An 18,142-nucleotide genomic window follows, 5' to 3' on the forward strand; every position below is an offset into this window, starting at 1 on the left:
CGTCTATTCAGCTTTTTGTGCATTCCAGAATACAGGTCCTTCGAAGTACGTAAAACCCTGTACATTTTTATGCGCTGCTGTCATCGTATATTTATCACCGATTTTATAGACTGGAACTGTGTTCCAAAACTCTTGTTGAATCTCTTCAAACCATTTCTTAGAGTCCTCTTGATTCGTTGACTGACGAATATTATCAAGCAACTCATCGATCATTGGATTACTATGCCAGCCTGCCCATTGATTTCTCGAATCAAGGAACAAAATTTGCGTAGGATCAGTTTTAGAGGAAAAAGTCGTAATAAACATGTCCCATACTTCAGGTTTTGGCTGATTGCCTACTACAGTCCCCCAATCATATAACTGAAGGTCTACAACCATTCCAATTTCTTCGAGCAGTGCTTTTACAACAACACTGGAATTATACAAATCCTCATATTCACGGCTCGTCATCATTTTAATCGGTTCGCCGTTATACCCAGCTTCCGCAAGCAATTGCTTCGCTTTCTCCGGATCGTTCTGATTATAGTTTTCAAGCCCAGCTTCCGTATACCAATCTGTTTGCTCTGGAAGCATTAACCCGCCATCGGTACGATAAAATTGCTTGTTTCCATATGCACCCATCATAATTTTTTCTGCATCTAATGCAGCGGCAATAGCTAAACGTATTTTTTCATCTGAAAGTACACCCATCTTGTTGTTCATAATAAGCGGATTATATCCTGCAAAGCTGACGTATGAAGCAAGATTGCTATCTCCTTCAATTTGACCTAAATAATCCGGCGGCAATTCAACGGCAATATCGTACTGACCGCTCTTCAGACCAGCAATGCGCGTAGATGCATCTGTTACAAACTCCATCATTAGCGTCTCTGTTGGAGCTTCCTTCTTACCTGCTACACCAGATGCCTCTGTTGCAGAAGAAGCATATTCATCATAACGAACTAGACTAATATATTGATCCTGTTTCCACTCTTGGAACTTGTACGGTCCAGTACCGATATATTCCTCAATTAGTCCTTCACCTGCAGCTTCAATAATTTCTTTAGGCATAATGGCTGCGTATTGATTCGTATTAATCATGACCTGCAAAGCATTTCCAGACGGTTTATCCAGCACCAATTCAACAGTATATTCATCAACTTCGGTAAATGTTGCATCGCCAAAGGTCGCGGCACCTACCGTAGTCGATGCGATCCATCGGTTCATAGAAGCAACAACATCCTCAGCCTTCATTTCCTTGCCATTATGGAACTTGACCCCTTGTCTTAACTTAAACGTAAACGTTTTTGCATCCTCACTTACATCGAAGCTTTCAGCCAGCAAAGGTGTAACGCTGTAATTTTCATCTGCTGCTACCAGCGTTTCAAAAATCGGACGAGACACATCCTTTGTAATCCAGGCTGTCGTTTTGTGTGGATCTAGCGTCGTTGGTTGAGCATTAAAAGCAATTCTGAGCTCCTTTGCCACGGATTCTACATTGTTAGAAGCTTCAGGTGAAGCTGTGGGTAAACTGGCACCATTCGTATTGCCGGAATTTCCAGAATTCCCTGTTTTACTGCCGCATCCTGCAAGCAGAACAGCAAGCAAAGTCAAGCCCATTACTACCATTTTCGTCTTTCTAAACTTCATCATTATAACCCTCCATCCATTTTTGTCGGAATATTCCGACTTTTATTTATTTAATATCCCTTGGCTGGATCAACCGTGTTTTCAAGTGACATTCCCTGCTGATATCGAACTAAATTTTGCAGAAACTGTTCAAAAACACGGCTCCAATGCTTAGGAGAAGCAAAGGCATTATGCGGTGTCACGAATATTCGGGGGTTATTCCAGAAAAAATGTTTTTCCGGCAATGGCTCTTGCTGAAACACGTCAAGAATTGCGCCTCCTAGATGTTCCTTTGCAGCAAGCAACAGTGCATGCTCATCGACTGTACTGCCTCTGCCAACATTTATAAACAGAGCCCCTTTTTTTAATAGAGAAAAGCGATATTCATTCATATAGCAGAACGTCTCCTGAGATTCAGGAAGACAATTGACGACGTAGTCGGCATCAGCAACAACTTCACTGTATTGCTCATTAACAAAATAAGCATCAACCAGACTTGTATAGGATGAATCGTGCTGAGAACGCCCCATTGCCTTTACAATCATCCCCAGTGCTTTTGCTCGTTCCGCAATAGCTCGTCCAATATGACCGAAGCCTAAAATCGCGATTGTGCTTCCGCTTATTTCTTTTACTTCCCTGGTTTGCCATATCCGTTGCCGCTGCTGACTCCAAAACTCAAAATAGCCTTTAGCATAGGTTAAAATACCTGCAAGTACATACTCGCTTATTGGGATTGCGTTAATTCCTTTTACATTGGTAACGACAATGTTTCGCTTAGCCAGCGCTGGAAGCGGCAGCTTCTCTACCCCTACAGTCAGAGAATGCACCCACTTTAAGGATTTTGCTTCCTGTAACCAGCTCATATTATCGATTAATCCTCTTGTTAGCACCACATCAATCTCTGAAAGATCAACGTCCATTGGTGGCATTGCTTGTCCCGCAACCCAAGGCTCGACAATCACTTCCTTAGATAATGAAGCTATTCGATCAAGATACGGCTCTGCTTGCTCACAGCGTATATAAACAATTGGCTTACTCAAAGCTTTACCCCCTTTATTGATCCATTGCAATTGAATAAGCTGTTATCGAGTTCATCATATGCACTCTTACTAATGGTTCAATGCTATCGAACGCCTCTTCTTTAATATTCATTATGATTTGTCTATGCTCGTTTACACTTTCTAAAAGTCTAACTGGATAAAACATAATATTCAGCTCACGAATCGTTTCCAGAATAGCAGTCTGATCTTGAATGGATTGCAACAAGAAATCATTTTGGCAACGACTGTTCAGAACATTATGAAACTGTCTATCAAGCTTGCCTGCGTTCTGATATCGCTGCAATTCAATACAGGCATTCATCTCCTTATTGATGTTCTCCAGTTCCCGAATATCTTCATACGATAAGTTCGGAGCACTAAGACCCGCTGCGCTGCTATCCAATATACCGAGCACGTGCATTCGATTAATGCTTTCACTAAGTTCCATTGAAGCTACAATCACACCGCAATAAGGCTTGTTAATTAAAAAACCTTCTGATTCCAATTTTCGTATTGCTTCTCTTATTGGACTCTGACTTAATCCGGTTTGGCTGGCTATATGATCAACGATAAGCCGTTGACCAGACCGGTAGGACCCGTCAACAATTTGTTCATAAATAAACTGATACGCAATTTGCGCTTTACTTACTCCTTGTACGGTCATTACACTCACCCAAATTCTATAAAATATTTTATATATTATTTATATCAAGTTAATTTATATTACGCAATAAGGTATATTTATTGACAAATACGAAATAACACCTATTTTTTTGTGAAAATAAACAAAGCACAAACAATCGAATTAGCCATTCAACTAGAAAACTTCAATTTAATGTAACGTTTTATTACACGAATTTGAGTCTGATGGGGAGTTTCCAAAAAAGAAATATGTTCAACCTTTTCAATCGATCTGTGCAGACATATAAATTTTATAAAATTCGAAATTAATTTAAATGTAAATCATTTTCATATATCTAAGTTCTTGTTGAAGCCGAGTAATTTAAACATAAAAAAAGGAGCTTCACCCCAAATCTTGAATAGGTAAAATGATCAAACTTTACCAAAGAAAGATAGGAGGTGAACTCCAAAATTATATATTTAGCGTATTTCTAACTACATCTCCTTGGAGATGTGGTTGCGTACAGTTTTTTCACTAATGAAAAGCTGCTGAGCAATATCTCTTGTCGTCTTATCCTGCACGAGGAGTTCAAATACTTCGCGCTCGCGATGAGTTAAAAGAAACTTGCTTTTATGGTCGTTGTCCCTCAATGTGTTTCAGCCCTCCTTGCCAGGGTGTTATGGTTTACCAAGGTCAAGGGATACAGTCAACATATAATATGTCTAAGTCGAGATGTTTGTTACCTCTCAGACAAAAATAGGCGTAGGCCAATCATTGACGAAACACCCATTTCTTCGTACCAAGGAACTGAAGCACAACAATAAGAATGGTCGTTATCACTTTGCTCCACAGTTCCGACCAACCCACACTCTCCACCATAAGTAAAATGAGCAGGCTCGAAATCAGCAGCGTCAGCAGATTCCAGATGACAAATCGCAGCCTGACGGCGTGTGGGCGACGAATTGCTGAACGAAACGTCACAGCGCTATTCCATATGTAGCTGTTTAACATGCCTGCACCGTAGGCAGCGATGTTCGCCACTATATAAGGAACGGATAGCTGAAGCAGCAGCCAATAAACAGCTACATCCACTGCTGTATTCAGCCCCCCTATAGCAGCAAACAAAATAAACTGCAGCAGGCTTCTCTGTCCAGGCAATACTTTTCGCTCTTCCATTATGTTTCCTCTTGCTGGCCGCTCTGGAGCTTCACATGCGTATCCGCTACGGGCGATTGCTCGTCCTGTCTGATTGTTTCACGAACAATATATAGCGGTCTGTTTTTTGTTTCTTCATAAATTCGCCCGATATACTCTCCAATGACACCAAGCAGTATTAAAATAATCCCATTAAATAGCAAATTGATTGCGACAATACTCGCCCAGCCGACCTGAGTCGTATTCGTAAATAAACGCTGATATAGCACGATTAACAAATAAATAAAGCTGACAAATGAAATCGTAAACCCTATATAGCTTGCAATCCGCAGCGGCTTATACGAGAACGACGTTATCGCATCCAGCGCAAATTTGATCATCCGCTTCAGCGGATATTTTGTTACACCGGCAAAGCGTTCCTCACGTACGAACTCTACACTCGTTTGCTTGAATCCGATCCAGCTGATCAAGCCTCTCACAAAACGATTTTTCTCCTTAAGTCCCTTCAGCACATCACATACTTTTCGATCTATTAATCGGAAATCGCCCGTATCCGTTGGTATATCCACGCTGGTCAATGCGTTCAATGTACGATAGAACAGCTTCGCAGTAGCCTTCTTAAACCAAGTTTCGCCCTTGCGTTTAATTCGTTTACCGTAGACAACCTCATAGCCTTCCCGCCATTTTGCAATCATTTGCAGCATAATCTCAGGCGGGTCCTGCAGATCCGCATCTATTATAATAATGGCATCGCCACGCGCATAATCCATCCCAGCAGTGATTGCGATCTGATGACCAAAGTTTCGCGAGAAATCGATTAGAACGACTTCTTTGTGCTGCAACGACAGCTCTTGAATAATTACCGCAGAGCGATCCTTGCTGCCATCATTGACAAAAATCAGCTCATAACGATCACCAGTTGAGTCCATTACTTCTTTAAGTCGTGTAAACGTTGTTCCGATGACCTCCTCTTCGTTGTACATCGGGACGATAACGCTTATTAACGAGCCTGACATCGTTTGCCTCCTTTTATTCATCGTTTTCTAGAATACCCATGAAGGAAACCAGCGCAGCAGCATAATATAGCTCTCTGGGGCCGGCATACCCGACAGAACAGGGTAAAACATTACAAACAATACAACCGCAGCACTAATATAAGCATAGCGTACGTAGCGACTCCATCTGTACTTCTCCTCCAGCAGCTTAAATATATACAAAATGCTCACGATCATAAACGGCACCATTGCAAAATAATGGTACAGGAACGTTTCGCGCGGCACAAGCATCCACGGTACATATTGTGAAAAATAAGCGATACCAAGCATCCAAGCCATCTGATCGTTGCGCCTTATGCTAATAATTGTTGTAGCCAGCATCGTAAAAATTCCAATCCACCATATTAACGGATTACCCAATACCGCAATCGTAGAACGCATACCCTCCATCGGCGCAGAATCAAGGAAATACCATACAGGCCGTTTCATAAATGGCCATTCCCACCACGTCGAGGAAAACGGATGCGCAGATACAAGATTGCTATGATAGTTGAACATATTTACTTGATAGTCAATTAGCGCCTTAATGCTAAATCCACCTTCGAGCGGCTTAAGCACAGGGATATTCGCTAGCGCATAGATGCCGAAAGGAATCACGATATAAAACAATACGCATATCGCAATCGTAGAAATGGTATACGGTACGAATTTGCTCCGTATCGAACGCGCTTGTTCACTGAGCTCCAGTCCCCCAGCTTGCTCAGCATCTCCACTGCGCAGCAGGAAGCCTGCGCTTCGGTATTCCAGATAGCGGCGAATTAAGGAGATTACAAGCATAATTGCAAGTCCCGCTCCACCATATAGCACAATCCATTTGGAGGCTGTGCCTAAGCCGAAAAACATCCCCGCCAGTCCTAGCGGAATGAAGGTTTTCAGCAGCCGATCACGATAGAAATTCATAGCAAAATAACGATTCATACAATAGAACATCAGCATAATAAACAGCACTGCATACACATCAATCGTCGCGATCCTCGTCTGAGTAAAATGCATAAAATCAACCGCGTACAGCAGCATCGCACCTGCTGCATAGGAGGTTTTTCGCAAAATAGCTTTAGCCATCATATAAATAATAGGCAGCATCACTGCACCACACAGCGCACCAACTATGCGCCAGCCAAACGGGCTTAAGCCAAATAGCTGAATGCCAATGGCAATAAGCAGCTTGCCAAGCGGTGGATGTGTGCTTTCATAGGCTTTAAGCCCCTCCAAATGCTCATAAGCAGTTCGTGCATGATAAATTTCATCAAAATAGCTGCCAACCATATAAGTATGATGGTATGGGACTATCGTTTGTTCATCTATTAAATGTGCAGCGGCACCACGCGCAGCTCCTTGCGGCTCATGTACATCGGAAATGCGCAGTGGTAGCGGCGTCTCTGAGCCCTGCTCAAATATACCGATCTCATGCAGGCTGAAGCCTGTCGTTGCTGCTTGCAGCTTCATATATCGCGCAGTAATGGCAAGATCCGCTTCCTTCCATAAAAACACTGCAACATGATCATGATTGATCGTCTGTTCGCCATTCCAGTTTACCCCATCGTTTGAAAAAGAATAACGATACTCGCCACTGCCTACACCGCCGAAGCTAATAACGCGCTGCAGCGGCTTGGACTCGCCGAGATCAAACACAATATAATCATTATTCGTCGCAGGCTGCCAAACCGTTTTCGGACCATTCATACTTCCGAGATTGAAAAGTGCAAGCACGATGTAAACTGCCGTTACGGCACCGACAATCATCCAGTCTTTGCGAGTCATACCAATGTGACGCCACGGATCCAGCAGCTTCCCCTCAGTCTCCTTCACAGACAAGACAAGCTTTTGTGCGCTTTCCAGTTGCTCTGGCTTTTCACGAGTTTGCAGCCTTTTGATACGCTCCTTTACATAGACATCATGACCAACGTAGAGCAGAAGCAGCGTCATCACCACATTTGCAATAGAGCATAGAATGGCAACTCCATCATTAGGCACAAATGTCGTCGTATTGCTGAAGGCAAGCACAACATACAGATTGAGAGTGTTCGTCATCGTAAAGCCGTAGCTGATATACAGGAGGCGACGATCACCGCTTTGGATGAATGCCATAATAAGCAGCATAATCGCTGCAAACATATATCGCTCATGCATTTTCGTTACAAACATAAAAACAATGACGATCAGCGCAGCGCCGACAAAAAACAATGCGCGGTGCTTCGCCTTTGCCATCAGACCGATATAAGCCGCATACGCAACCGCAGCAAAAACAGCAAGCATACCGTAAACAGCCAGAGGCACGCCTGCAAATGTGTGATCATTCGAAACCCAATTGAAGTTCAGCAGCATATAGCTATTGAAGGCGTTCAACGTCGCATAGGAATAAGAGGACAACGTCCCCCGATACAAGTCAATGAGCTGAAGTAGGCCACCGCCCCTAAGAAACAACGGCAGCGAAAACAGCAAGAAGGTGCCAAAGCCCCATGCGGCACAAGTCGCAACGGCTTTCCAGCGTTTGCTGTACAGTAGGGCAAGCAAAACGACCGGCATAAAGATAAAGGCCTGCGGCTTCGTCAACGCCGCCAGTGCAAATACAAACGAGGCTTTGCTCATTTTCCCATCTATAAACAGCCCGATACTGACCACAATGAGAAGCGTGAAAATGGAATCGACCTGCCCCCAGACAGCACCGTCTAGAAGCACGACAGGATTAAACAAATAAAGCAGCATCAGTCCAAACGATATCGGGAAGGAGAGCTTTTTAATAGCCTGCTTGTATATGTAATAAGAAGCAATTATATCAATGAGGAGCGTCGGGAGCTTGTACAATACAAGAAATTCAGCTCCTCCATATGTAATCTGAAACACATGCTGCAAAGCAGCTATAACATACAGTACATAGATATAACCAGGAGGATAATCTAAAAAGAAATCACCATGATAAAGGTTCAGGAGACCTTCACGAAAGGCATAGTTGCCCCAATAATGAAATAAGGCCAAGTCATTCACATAGCCCTCATTCGTTGCAGCCAAATACAATCTGAGAAGAAAACCAACGCCAAGCGCTGCACCTATTAGAAGTACACGCTTTTCCAGCATGGATGTCTCATGAAGCTTGTAGTCTCGAAAAAACACATTATGGTTAAACAGTATGAATAATGAATATAACCCAATGGAAAAAAGAGGAATTAGAATTGAAATGCGAGGTACTGCCTCTGTCTCCTGCGCAAACGCCGGGAGTGCATACAGCATTAGTGCAACCAATAGCATGGATGTCGTTACGATTCTAGTCGATTGCGGCTGCATCAATGCAATGAGCCTTTGCTTCATGAATATGACTCCTTTTCATTATCTACTAGTTGAACACTCTAATACTATACCACGATTCACAAAAAATAAATAATGAATAGACGCATTCGGCTATCTTGTAAGAAATAGCGAATGCGTCTATATATTTTAGACCTGTTATAGCTTGATCGAGGTTGGAATAATGCCAGCCTGTCTGCAAGCTTTATAAATAATAACTACGAGCGGACCAAGAAATACGCCAATAAGTCCTACCAATTCCAGACCTACGTACAGACTGATCAGAACCGAAAGCGCACTAATGCCGACAGAATCACCTAATACTTTAGGCTCGACAATTCTTCTGAACACCGTTATGACTAGGAATAGAAGCAGCAAACCAACTGCTGTAAACACATCCCCTACAAACAAGCAATAGATCGCCCAAGGCACAAGCACAGAGCCGGTACCCAAAATTGGCATAATATCCACTATAATAATCAACAAGGCAATAGCAAGCGGATATCTAATATCCAAAACCAATAAGCCAACCAGTGAAATAATATAGGTTAAGGCACTTAAAATAAGTTGAGAACGTAAAAATCCGAAGATTGATCTTCTAAGACTTTCAATAACTGTACTTACTTTGTCTCTCGATTCTTCATGGAAAAACGAAAGCACCGATTCCTTTAGCGTATTCAAGCTAAAGCTAAACATATATACCGCTACAATAAATACGATAAAGAAAATAAACATGCTTGGAACACTCGACAGTATCCCACCTAGCTTGCCTGATAGCCCCATTGCTTGCTTAGTCAGCCAATCCAGCAAGGTCATGACATATTGCTCAATCGATTCTACCGTCTCAGGAGGTAAATTTTCATACGTTTTGCGAAGCTGTGTCAACCAATCATTTGCAATCAAGCTTAAATTGGAGAAGTAGCGAGGCAAACGTTCCACGAAGGCAATAACCTCATTCAATACCTTTAGTCCAATAAGAAACATCAGACCAAGCAGACCAACCGTAAACAGCGTACATGTTATGACGGCAGAGACAAGTCGATTAAAACGAAGCTTTTTCATAAAAAAACCGTTAATAGGCTCTAAAAAGATTGCAACAACAATAGCTAGCAAAAAAGGTGCGCCTGCCGTGAATGACAGGTACAGAAAGCCTAATGCTACTGCAATCGAGAGCATAGCGCGTACGGACAAAGGATCACTTCCCATTATTTAATCTTCTATTGCGCGTCGCGTTAGGAAATCTACGTCTTTATAGTACATATCCTTAACGAGTAGATTAGGACCACAGCAGGAAACCGCAGGGCAATGACAATTCACACTCTGTGCAAGCGGATGCTGAAGCCATTGCTCGAATATATCATCAAGTTTTGATTGATAAATGCTCCCGAACGAAGAAACATCTGAAAAATCAGTAACAAATACGTCACCTGTAAACAGATTTACATTTAATCGATTGCGTCCATCGGGATCATTTCGAACCGTTACATTTTTTTCAGAAGCTAACCGCTTGAGCAGCTTGCGCTCTTCCAGATCTGTGCTGCAATGATAGAAAGGCAGCGTACCAAACAGCATCCAGACGCTTTGGTCTCTTGTGGCAAGCAATCGCTCAATTGCCTTACGCATATCCTCCTTCGACAGCATCGGCAAATCCTTTGCGAAGGAGCTTGGGTACATTGGATGCACCTCATGTCGCTGACAGCCCATTTCCACAATCAGTTCATGAATACGAGAAATTTTTTCATGCGTTCGGTAATTAATCATCGATTCAGCCGATACTAGCACGCCCGCATCACTTAATCGTTTGGCATTGTCGATCATCCGATCATATAGCTTTTCAGCAACCTCTAATGGTACAGGATGCCCAGATTTGGCAAATCCAACCTCATGAAAATCTTTAGCCTCCGTATAATTGAATGAAATATGCATCACATCCAAGTAGTTCGCTATTTTCTCATAGCGCTCGTACGGCAGCGTCACATTCGAATTGATCTGTGAGCGAAGACCTCTGCTTCTTGCGTATTGCAGCAGCGGAACGATGTACTCATCAACCGTTTTCTGCATAAATGTCGGCTCTCCGCCTGTTATGCTGATCGTTTTCAGCTCCTTGATTTCTTCCAGACGCTGAATCATAAGCTCAAGCGGTATTTTAGTCGGTTCTTTGAGGACAAGCGTATCTCCTACTGCACAATGCTCACAGCGCATATTGCACAAATTGGAGACTGTCATTTCGACACTAGTTAAACGATGTCTTCCATACTGTTCAAGAGAATGTATCGTTTCCCACGGATCATAGCTTGGAGACAACGGAATTAAAGTTTTAGTCATTATCGTAATCGCACCTTATTATTCAATTATTACAAGTATATTGTATAGGCCCTGCTTAATAGAATCAATGCACTCTATTTTTTCAACAAGAAAAACCGCCTGTACGGCGGTTATTTCGCTAATGATATCGAATCATCATTAACCTTGATGATCATAATGCTTAGCTCCTTAGACATGTTAATCTCATACGGCACAGCCAAATTCTCACCGAACTCATTCGTGATTACTCTCACAATCGGACGGTGAGGATAGCTCGGATCAAAATCGACGACGACTGCTGTTTCACCAGTATGCAGGGTGACAGTAATGCCTATAGGATATATAACAACCTTATCTCTAAAATGCGCGAGCATCCATTGCTCATACAAGGTCCCGGAGCCAGCATATAGCCGTTCCAATGCCAAATGTGGCAGCATCGGGCTGCTGTATACGCGAGAAGTAGTCATCGCATCATAAGAGTCCACGATGCCAATCCATTTCGCATGCTCCAATATTTCATTGCCCTTCAGGGCACGCGGATATCCACTTCCATCAATACGCTCATGATGCTGTAGAGCGCAATGCGCAATAGACAGCGGGAAATTAGGCTCTTCCTTTAATATTTCAAAGCCTCTGGTCGTATGCTGCTTCATTTCCTCATATTCCTGAGCAGTCAGCACATCAGGCTTTTTTAATATATCTTCATCAACCTTCGTTTTCCCTATATCATGAAGAAGCGCACCTAGGCCAAGATGGATCGTTTCCTCACGAGAATAGCCGTGACTAATGCCTAACAACGTTGTATACACGCATACATTTAAGGAGTGCTGATACAAATATTTGTCAACTATCCCCATATTCATCAGCATGATCATTGCATCCTTATTGTTGGATAAATCATCAATTATAAGCCCCATCATTTCCTTTAAAGGCTTTGCTATAAATGGTCTTGTTGACCCTCGCTGATTCGTTACGGGTTCCATCATCACTGAAAAATTCCTTCGAATTTCCTTGACTGCGTGACGAAAGGTCTCTTCGCTAATAAGTGAATCATGTTGAATATCATCTGTACGAGGATCGTGAATATACACGTATTGAACATTGCATGCCTCAAGCCTAGCAATTAATCTAGCGGTCAGCTCCATGTTTTCCCCAAGGAGTACAATCCCATCTTCTGTGAAAATCTTTTTTGCCAGCTTCATCCCTGGCCGACACTGCTTTATGGTGAGCAGACGCATACTTCCGATCCCTTCTGTAGGCTAACTATATGTTACTTTCACTCTGTTATCGAGCGGTATCAAACCCTACTAAAATAACTTAAAATAAAGTTAAGGTTTTAGCAACAGATTTCAGATAGATTTATTAAACTTTCATAATATTAGTTTTTAATCCACCTTTTTATTTTGCAATCCGTAATATTTGCAGCACTTTTTAGCTCATATTCCATAATATTACGGATAAATTCTGGTAAAAAGAATTGAACCTCTTGATAATTAGCCAAACTTTTGTAGCCTACATTGAAAGTGAACATATCGATGCTTGCGACTCGATAGATTTTCTCGCGTTCCAATATCTCTCCATTCACGTGCACGGAAAGTATACGTTCAAGCGGTGGATTTTCCAACGAATAATATACCCTCAAGCCATCAACAGCAAGCGTGCCAAGCTGCTCTCCGCGAAATCCATAGCCTTTAGGCTTAAAATCCTGATATTCCCGAAGCAGCGATTGCTCCAGTGCCAGCAGCAGTTCATCCCCTTTAATGAGCATGAGGCAAGGATTAATCGGAGATGGACATATCGCATGCAGCTCTCCTGCTGTAACCGGACCTGTTGCAAGGCTGCCAAGCAGCTGACCAGAATTAACTATTCCGATCTCTGCGTCGCACCAATTTCTTAAGCCAATAGCCAGCAAATTTGCAAGCGGGGATTCCCGGTGATCGCTCACCTCAAGCGGTTCTCGCAATACAGTAATGACTCTGGAAAGCTTGCGCTCCGCATCTTTTCGTCCATCTGCTATAACACCCATAATCCCTGTATGCTCAGGGTGCGCAGTTGTTGGGATGACCTCCCCTGTTATCGCTATTTTATTCTGCTGCTCATCATAAGAGATTACGACCTTGCCAACATAGGAACCAAATTTCTCCGCAGCACACAGCAGCGTTCCACTGCGAAGCTTCGGTGGGTCAAACAGATGATGCGTATGCGAGCCCAAAATAATATCGATATGCTCGCATTCGTCGGCAATTTGCTCATCATAGACAATGCCTAGATGCGACATCAGTACAATGACATCGCAGGCAGAACGAATCCGTTCAACCTCTTGTTTAATTGCTTCAATCGGCTCCAGTGTTTCCCAGCCCATTAACCTGTAAAACTGTACAAAATGCGCCGTAGCTGCAACAAATCCAATCCGCAGCCCTGAACGCTCGATAATGGTGGACCGTGTCAGCCATTTCGGCATCGTCCCGTCTATTCGTTCAATATTACTGCATATGACCTGAAAAGAGCTCGAGCTATATACAGCATCAAGCTGCTCGATTGTGAAGGTCAGCCCTTCATTATTGCCAAGGGTAACGATATCGTAGTCAGTCCCCTGCAAAATATCGCGATGCAGAAAACCATCTGTACCCTCTGTTTCCATCCGAGCACGATCCATATGATCACCTAGATCGACCGCAATCACATGCTCCTTGCCGTGCCTGATGCGTCCCTCTTCAATAATTGAAGCGATTTTAGCCGCCTGCTCCAATCTGCTATGCAGATCATTACTATGAAAAATAACGACCTCCTTGGAAATTTCCGAGTGTTCGCTATATGCCATATCATTACCTCCACTACAACTGCGCTTCACCGTCTGACAATAAGCAGCTATCCACCTATCTGAGACATGCGCCGACTTGTTGGAACATGGCTTTGCTCGCCGTCCTTCAGCTTAGCCGCCATTTCATGATTTTCCGGCTTAACCGCCATCGCTTTCCAGTACATGTCTAGAAGTCCTTGTTCATCACCAAGTATTGGCTTCACGTTCAACTCTTCCTGCCAATACAAACAAGGCTTCAAATGTCCATCTGCCGTCAACCGCAATCGATTGCAGTTTTTGCAAAAATGGTCGCTAATCGGATGAATAAGTCCAAAGGAACCAACACCGCCATTAAATTCCCAGTTTTCAGATGGACCGTTCCCTTTTACCTCATCCTTTTCATGGATCTTATAGCCTTGTTCCTCTGCGATCTCCAGCACTCTTGATAACGGTAAATAATGATTTTTCCATCCTTCATCAGCATGTCCAATTGGCATATATTCAATAAATCGGACATGCAGCGGCTGCTCGTATGCAAGCTTCAGAAATTGCGAAATTTCATCCTCATTAACACCTTTTAACAACACACAATTCAACTTAATTGGAGAAAATCCTACTTCAGCAGCAGCCTCTATACCTGCCAATACACGCTTCAAGTCTCCATTGCGAGCAATGAACTTAAATCGGGTTGGATCAAGCGTATCTAGACTTATATTTACTCGAGTCAAGCCTGCAGCTTTAAGCTGCTTCGCCTGCTGGGCCAAAAATATGCCATTAGTCGTCAATGCGATATCATCGATGCCAGGAATAGCAGATAGTTTTGCAATCAATACGTGCAAATCAGGTCGGATCAGCGGCTCACCGCCTGTAATTCGAAGCTTCGTAATCCCAAGTTTCGCCCCTGCTCGAACAATCTCTTCAATCTCATCGTAAGATAGAAGCGACTCCGAAGCAGCAAACTCCACTCCTTCTTCGGGCATACAATATAAGCAGCGCAAATTACAGCGATCCGTAACCGATATTCGCAAATAATTATGTACTCTTCCGAATGAGTCCGTTAATGGCTGCATGCTGTCACTTCCCTTCTTATGATACTCTTAAGCATAACATTTTTCCGTTGATTATGGTATGCTATAACTACTTAAGATTACAATGATAAGTAGGTAGATTATGACATACATATGGAAACTTCAACTTTTTGCAGGTCTTGCCCAGCGCTTCGGACAAGCTGATATAACACTGGAGCTGGAACAAGAGAAGCTTTTGGCCAACGAACTGAAACAGCTGCTTATTGGGCAGTTTCCAGAGCAGGAGCGCATATTAAAAAGCTGTTTCGTTGCGGCGAATCAAGCCTATCGCAGAGACGATCAGCTAGTTTATGCAAGCGAAGAGCTAGCGCTGCTTCCTCCTGTTTCAGGTGGAGAAAGCAACACAGAACCCGAGCGGCACACAGAGTCACACTTTGATGTGTATTCCATTACCGATCAGCCGATCAACGTAGAGCAAGTGATGAATAAAGTGATAACTCCCGCTTGTGGCGCTACTTTGCTGTTTGTTGGCACGACTCGTGAATTTACGGAAGGCTTGCGAACCGTCTATCTACACTATGAGGCTTACATTCCGATGGCGCTTAAAATGATGCAGCAAATCGGTGAAGAAATTGCAGAACGGTGGGAAGGCGCTAAGGTCGCAATTACTCATCGGATCGGACAGGTCGATCTTGCAGAAATTAGTGTAGTGATCGCAGTTGCTACGGCTCGCCGAGCTGATTGCTATGAAGCAAGCCGCTACGCTATTGAGCGATTAAAGCAGATCGTACCGATATGGAAGAAAGAAATTTGGGAGGATGGTTCTGAATGGAAAGGTCATCAACTCGGCCCCTGGGACCCAACCGCACCAGCCTCTGATTACTAAACATGAGTATCGCTATATTATGAAGAAACTAAGAAACTAGAGGAAACTATCGATATGAAGGAACCACAACAATTGGAGACACGATATGGAAAGCAGATAAAGGTGCACACACTTGGCGTTCGTGCTCAAGAAAAGCTATCTCTTGCTTCATGTGCCATTATCGGCATGGGTGCTCTTGGTTCTGCTATAGCCGATCAGCTCGTTAGAGCCGGAATCGGCTATTTGCGCATCATAGACCGAGACTTTGTCGAGCTAAGCAATTTGCATCGGCAAACGCTATATGACGAACAAGATGCTGAACAGTTTATGCCGAAAGCTATAGCTGCTGCTCATAAGCTTCGACGTATTAATTCTACGGTTAACATTGATCCAGTTATTGCCGATGTACATGCCGCCAATATTGAACAGCTTCTGGATGAGGTCGATATTATCATTGATGGCAGCGACAATTTTACCGTTCGCTATCTAATCAATGACTACAGCGTTGCACATCGTAAACCATGGATATATGGCGCAGTTGTTGGCACAAGCGGCTCATCTGCCACATTTATTCCAAGTCTCACGCCTTGCTTTTGCTGTCTATTTCCCGAACCTCCTGAACTGGGTGCTGTTGACACATGCGATACAGCGGGTGTTATCGGACCTATTGTACAGATGATCGCATCCATACAAGCTACAGAGGCGTTAAAGCTCGCATCGGGTCAGCAAGAACATTGCAATAAGCAGCTAATACAATTGGACAGCTGGACTATGCAACTAATGAAGCTGGAGATCGCACAAGCACAGCAAGCAACCTGTGCTTGCTGTGGACAAGGCAACTATCAATGGCTGAAACAGCCAGAGGAGTTTAGCTCCACAAGCTTATGCGGCCGCGAGACGATTCAATTGACGTTAGCAAAACCGCTTTCCATGACGCTAGAGCAGCTGCAGGAGCATTTTTCCAGAGCCTATGAAGTGAAAGTTAATCGATACTTATTGAAGGTTAAATTCTCAGATCAGATTAACGTTATCTTCTTTCCGGACAATAGAATTATGATCCAAGGCACGGAAGATGTCGATTACGCCGCAACACTAACAAAGAAACTTGTAGAAATTTAACGAAATGTTGGTAATAAATCACATTTTTTGTTGCTGACACCTTATCTGTTTGTTAATATATATTTAAAGTATGGTTATTATTGCCTTTTGTCAGATTTCCAGTAATATTCCTAGCGAGGTGGACTATGCGTATCCATGTAACAGATATTATGGACAGCGATGTGCTAAAAAAAGACGTATTTAATAGCTATGGTCTTCACATTTTATCTAAAAATACCGTTCTGAACAGTAAGGAAATCAGTAAACTGGTTCAACATTCTATCGATTTTATTGAAATAGTTGACCGCAGTTTAACTAGCAACAGTAATATTGATTTTGATCAGTTGGAACGAACGCTTGAGTCAACAGCTACGCCAAAATGGTTACCGCATATGACACCCATTTATAATACCGTTGTCGACAATGTTAAGGATCTATTTGATACTGCACGAAAAAACAATAAAATCAATGCAGAGAAAGCGCTTACAGAGTTTGATCCGCTTATCAATAACCTATCCTTGGAACGTGATGTTGTTTCTTTATTGCTTCTCCTGAACAACTCTGACAGTTATACCTATCAGCATTCCGTTCAAGTTGGAATGCTTTCCTATTATATCGCCAACTGGATGGGGTTATCGGATGAAGAATCCATCAAGGTAGGCCACTCTGGCTTTCTTCACGATATCGGAAAATGCAAAATCGATCATGATATCCTGAACAAACCAGAAAAGCTGACAAAAGAAGAATTTGAGGAAGTCAAGCGTCATACCACATACGGCTATGAAATTATTAAAAACTCAACCGAAGATGAGAATATTGCTTTAGGTGCACTTGACCATCATGAACGTATGAATGGTTCAGGCTATCCTCACGGAAAAAAAGGCGAAGAAATATCGCTATATGGCAGAATTATAGCGATTGCTGATATTTACAGCGCGATGATCTCATCACGTGTATATCAAAAAGAACGCGACTTGCTCTTTGTTCTTAGAGAGCTGTACCGTTTAAGCTTTGACGAGCTTGACCCTGTTGTGACACATTCTTTTATCGCCCATATGATTCCGAATTTCATCGGAAAACGCGTAACACTTAACGATGGACGTACCGGCATTATTGTTATGACTCATCCAACCGAATACTTTAGTCCTCTAATTAAAGTAGATTCAGAGTTTATTGACTTGACGCAGGAGCGTTCTCTTGAAATTATGCATGTATATTTTTAATTGCTCATAGCAAACAAGCAGTGAACGTGTTCCTTAAACGGATTTGCTCACTGCTTTTTATA

14 protein-coding genes and 1 pseudogene are annotated in these 18,142 nt (G+C 42.8%); 3 read left to right on the top strand and 12 right to left on the bottom strand.

The annotated features are described in order from the left end of the window. Positions 1 to 3: 3 nt before the first annotated feature. From ACFP56_RS08290 to moaA, 12 genes and pseudogenes are all read right to left on the bottom strand, one after another. The gene (locus ACFP56_RS08290; protein WP_379233176.1) at positions 4 to 1,632 is read right to left on the bottom strand and encodes an ABC transporter substrate-binding protein; all 1,629 of its coding nucleotides are present in this window, start codon (positions 1,630 to 1,632) and stop codon (positions 4 to 6) included. A gap of 47 nt (positions 1,633 to 1,679) precedes the next feature. Next, entirely contained in the window at positions 1,680 to 2,648 is a 969-nt protein-coding gene (locus ACFP56_RS08295; protein WP_379233178.1) for a D-2-hydroxyacid dehydrogenase, read from the bottom strand. Positions 2,649 to 2,661: 13 nt separating this feature from the next. Further along, complete coding sequence (locus ACFP56_RS08300) at positions 2,662 to 3,312, bottom strand: GntR family transcriptional regulator (protein ID WP_379233180.1); 651 nt, start codon at positions 3,310 to 3,312, stop codon at positions 2,662 to 2,664. 455 nt (positions 3,313 to 3,767) lie between these two features. Continuing rightward, positions 3,768 to 3,920: pseudogene (locus ACFP56_RS08305) on the bottom strand (LuxR C-terminal-related transcriptional regulator); the annotation flags it as partial. Between the two features lie 121 nt (positions 3,921 to 4,041). Continuing rightward, positions 4,042 to 4,446 (bottom strand): GtrA family protein, encoded by a 405-nt coding sequence (locus ACFP56_RS08310; protein ID WP_379233182.1) that lies wholly within the window; start codon positions 4,444 to 4,446, stop codon positions 4,042 to 4,044. After that, positions 4,446 to 5,441, bottom strand: coding sequence for a glycosyltransferase family 2 protein (locus ACFP56_RS08315; RefSeq protein ID WP_379233184.1), 996 nt, complete (start codon positions 5,439 to 5,441; stop codon positions 4,446 to 4,448). The genes ACFP56_RS08310 and ACFP56_RS08315 overlap by 1 nt, the downstream gene beginning before the upstream one ends. A 27-nt stretch (positions 5,442 to 5,468) precedes the next feature. Continuing rightward, a complete protein-coding gene (locus ACFP56_RS08320; RefSeq protein ID WP_379233186.1) occupies positions 5,469 to 8,786 on the bottom strand; it encodes a phospholipid carrier-dependent glycosyltransferase in 3,318 nt (1,105 codons plus the stop codon). Between the two features lie 135 nt (positions 8,787 to 8,921). Then, a complete protein-coding gene (gene ytvI, locus ACFP56_RS08325) occupies positions 8,922 to 9,968 on the bottom strand; it encodes a sporulation integral membrane protein YtvI (RefSeq protein WP_379233189.1) in 1,047 nt (348 codons plus the stop codon). Positions 9,969 to 9,971: 3 nt separating this feature from the next. Continuing rightward, the gene (gene yfkAB / locus ACFP56_RS08330) at positions 9,972 to 11,087 is read right to left on the bottom strand and encodes a radical SAM/CxCxxxxC motif protein YfkAB (RefSeq protein ID WP_379233191.1); all 1,116 of its coding nucleotides are present in this window, start codon (positions 11,085 to 11,087) and stop codon (positions 9,972 to 9,974) included. A 110-nt stretch (positions 11,088 to 11,197) separates the two neighbouring features. Then, positions 11,198 to 12,268 carry an HD-GYP domain-containing protein gene (locus ACFP56_RS08335; protein WP_379233193.1) on the bottom strand — a complete coding sequence of 357 codons (1,071 nt, stop codon included), beginning with the start codon at positions 12,266 to 12,268 and terminating at the stop codon, positions 11,198 to 11,200. Positions 12,269 to 12,444: 176 nt separating this feature from the next. Then, positions 12,445 to 13,887 (bottom strand): bifunctional metallophosphatase/5'-nucleotidase, encoded by a 1,443-nt coding sequence (locus tag ACFP56_RS08340; RefSeq protein ID WP_379233195.1) that lies wholly within the window; start codon positions 13,885 to 13,887, stop codon positions 12,445 to 12,447. 47 nt (positions 13,888 to 13,934) lie between these two features. Then, positions 13,935 to 14,936: a GTP 3',8-cyclase MoaA gene (gene moaA / locus ACFP56_RS08345; protein ID WP_379233197.1), complete on the bottom strand. Its 1,002-nt coding sequence runs from the start codon at positions 14,934 to 14,936 to the stop codon at positions 13,935 to 13,937. A 100-nt stretch (positions 14,937 to 15,036) separates the two neighbouring features. Between moaA and ACFP56_RS08350 the strand changes: the two genes are divergently transcribed. The 3 genes from ACFP56_RS08350 (at position 15,037) to ACFP56_RS08360 (ending at position 18,080) form a co-directional block, all read left to right on the top strand. Continuing rightward, the gene (locus ACFP56_RS08350; protein WP_379233199.1) at positions 15,037 to 15,780 is read left to right on the top strand and encodes a molybdenum cofactor biosynthesis protein MoaE; all 744 of its coding nucleotides are present in this window, start codon (positions 15,037 to 15,039) and stop codon (positions 15,778 to 15,780) included. A 54-nt stretch (positions 15,781 to 15,834) separates the two neighbouring features. Then, positions 15,835 to 16,878, top strand: coding sequence for a ThiF family adenylyltransferase (locus tag ACFP56_RS08355; protein WP_379233201.1), 1,044 nt, complete (start codon positions 15,835 to 15,837; stop codon positions 16,876 to 16,878). A 125-nt stretch (positions 16,879 to 17,003) separates the two neighbouring features. Beyond that, the gene (locus ACFP56_RS08360; protein WP_379233204.1) at positions 17,004 to 18,080 is read left to right on the top strand and encodes an HD-GYP domain-containing protein; all 1,077 of its coding nucleotides are present in this window, start codon (positions 17,004 to 17,006) and stop codon (positions 18,078 to 18,080) included. The last annotated feature ends 62 nt before the right edge of the window (positions 18,081 to 18,142 follow it).

This window comes from Paenibacillus septentrionalis, assembly GCF_042659865.1.
GTDB lineage: Bacteria > Bacillota > Bacilli > Paenibacillales > Paenibacillaceae > Pristimantibacillus > Pristimantibacillus septentrionalis.

Coding starts and splice junctions, on each gene's coding strand:
- ACFP56_RS08290 (WP_379233176.1), bottom strand. CDS start 1,632: ATGATGAAGTTTAGAAAGACGAAAATGGTAGTAATGGGCTTGACTTTG.
- ACFP56_RS08300 (WP_379233180.1), bottom strand. CDS start 3,312: ATGACCGTACAAGGAGTAAGTAAAGCGCAAATTGCGTATCAGTTTATT.
- ACFP56_RS08310 (WP_379233182.1), bottom strand. CDS start 4,446: ATGGAAGAGCGAAAAGTATTGCCTGGACAGAGAAGCCTGCTGCAGTTT.
- ACFP56_RS08315 (WP_379233184.1), bottom strand. CDS start 5,441: ATGTCAGGCTCGTTAATAAGCGTTATCGTCCCGATGTACAACGAAGAG.
- ACFP56_RS08320 (WP_379233186.1), bottom strand. CDS start 8,786: ATGAAGCAAAGGCTCATTGCATTGATGCAGCCGCAATCGACTAGAATC.
- ytvI (WP_379233189.1), bottom strand. CDS start 9,968: ATGGGAAGTGATCCTTTGTCCGTACGCGCTATGCTCTCGATTGCAGTA.
- yfkAB (WP_379233191.1), bottom strand. CDS start 11,087: ATGACTAAAACTTTAATTCCGTTGTCTCCAAGCTATGATCCGTGGGAA.
- ACFP56_RS08335 (WP_379233193.1), bottom strand. CDS start 12,268: ATGAAGCTGGCAAAAAAGATTTTCACAGAAGATGGGATTGTACTCCTT.
- ACFP56_RS08340 (WP_379233195.1), bottom strand. CDS start 13,887: ATGGCATATAGCGAACACTCGGAAATTTCCAAGGAGGTCGTTATTTTT.
- moaA (WP_379233197.1), bottom strand. CDS start 14,936: ATGCAGCCATTAACGGACTCATTCGGAAGAGTACATAATTATTTGCGA.
- ACFP56_RS08350 (WP_379233199.1), top strand. CDS start 15,037: ATGACATACATATGGAAACTTCAACTTTTTGCAGGTCTTGCCCAGCGC.
- ACFP56_RS08355 (WP_379233201.1), top strand. CDS start 15,835: ATGAAGGAACCACAACAATTGGAGACACGATATGGAAAGCAGATAAAG.
- ACFP56_RS08360 (WP_379233204.1), top strand. CDS start 17,004: ATGCGTATCCATGTAACAGATATTATGGACAGCGATGTGCTAAAAAAA.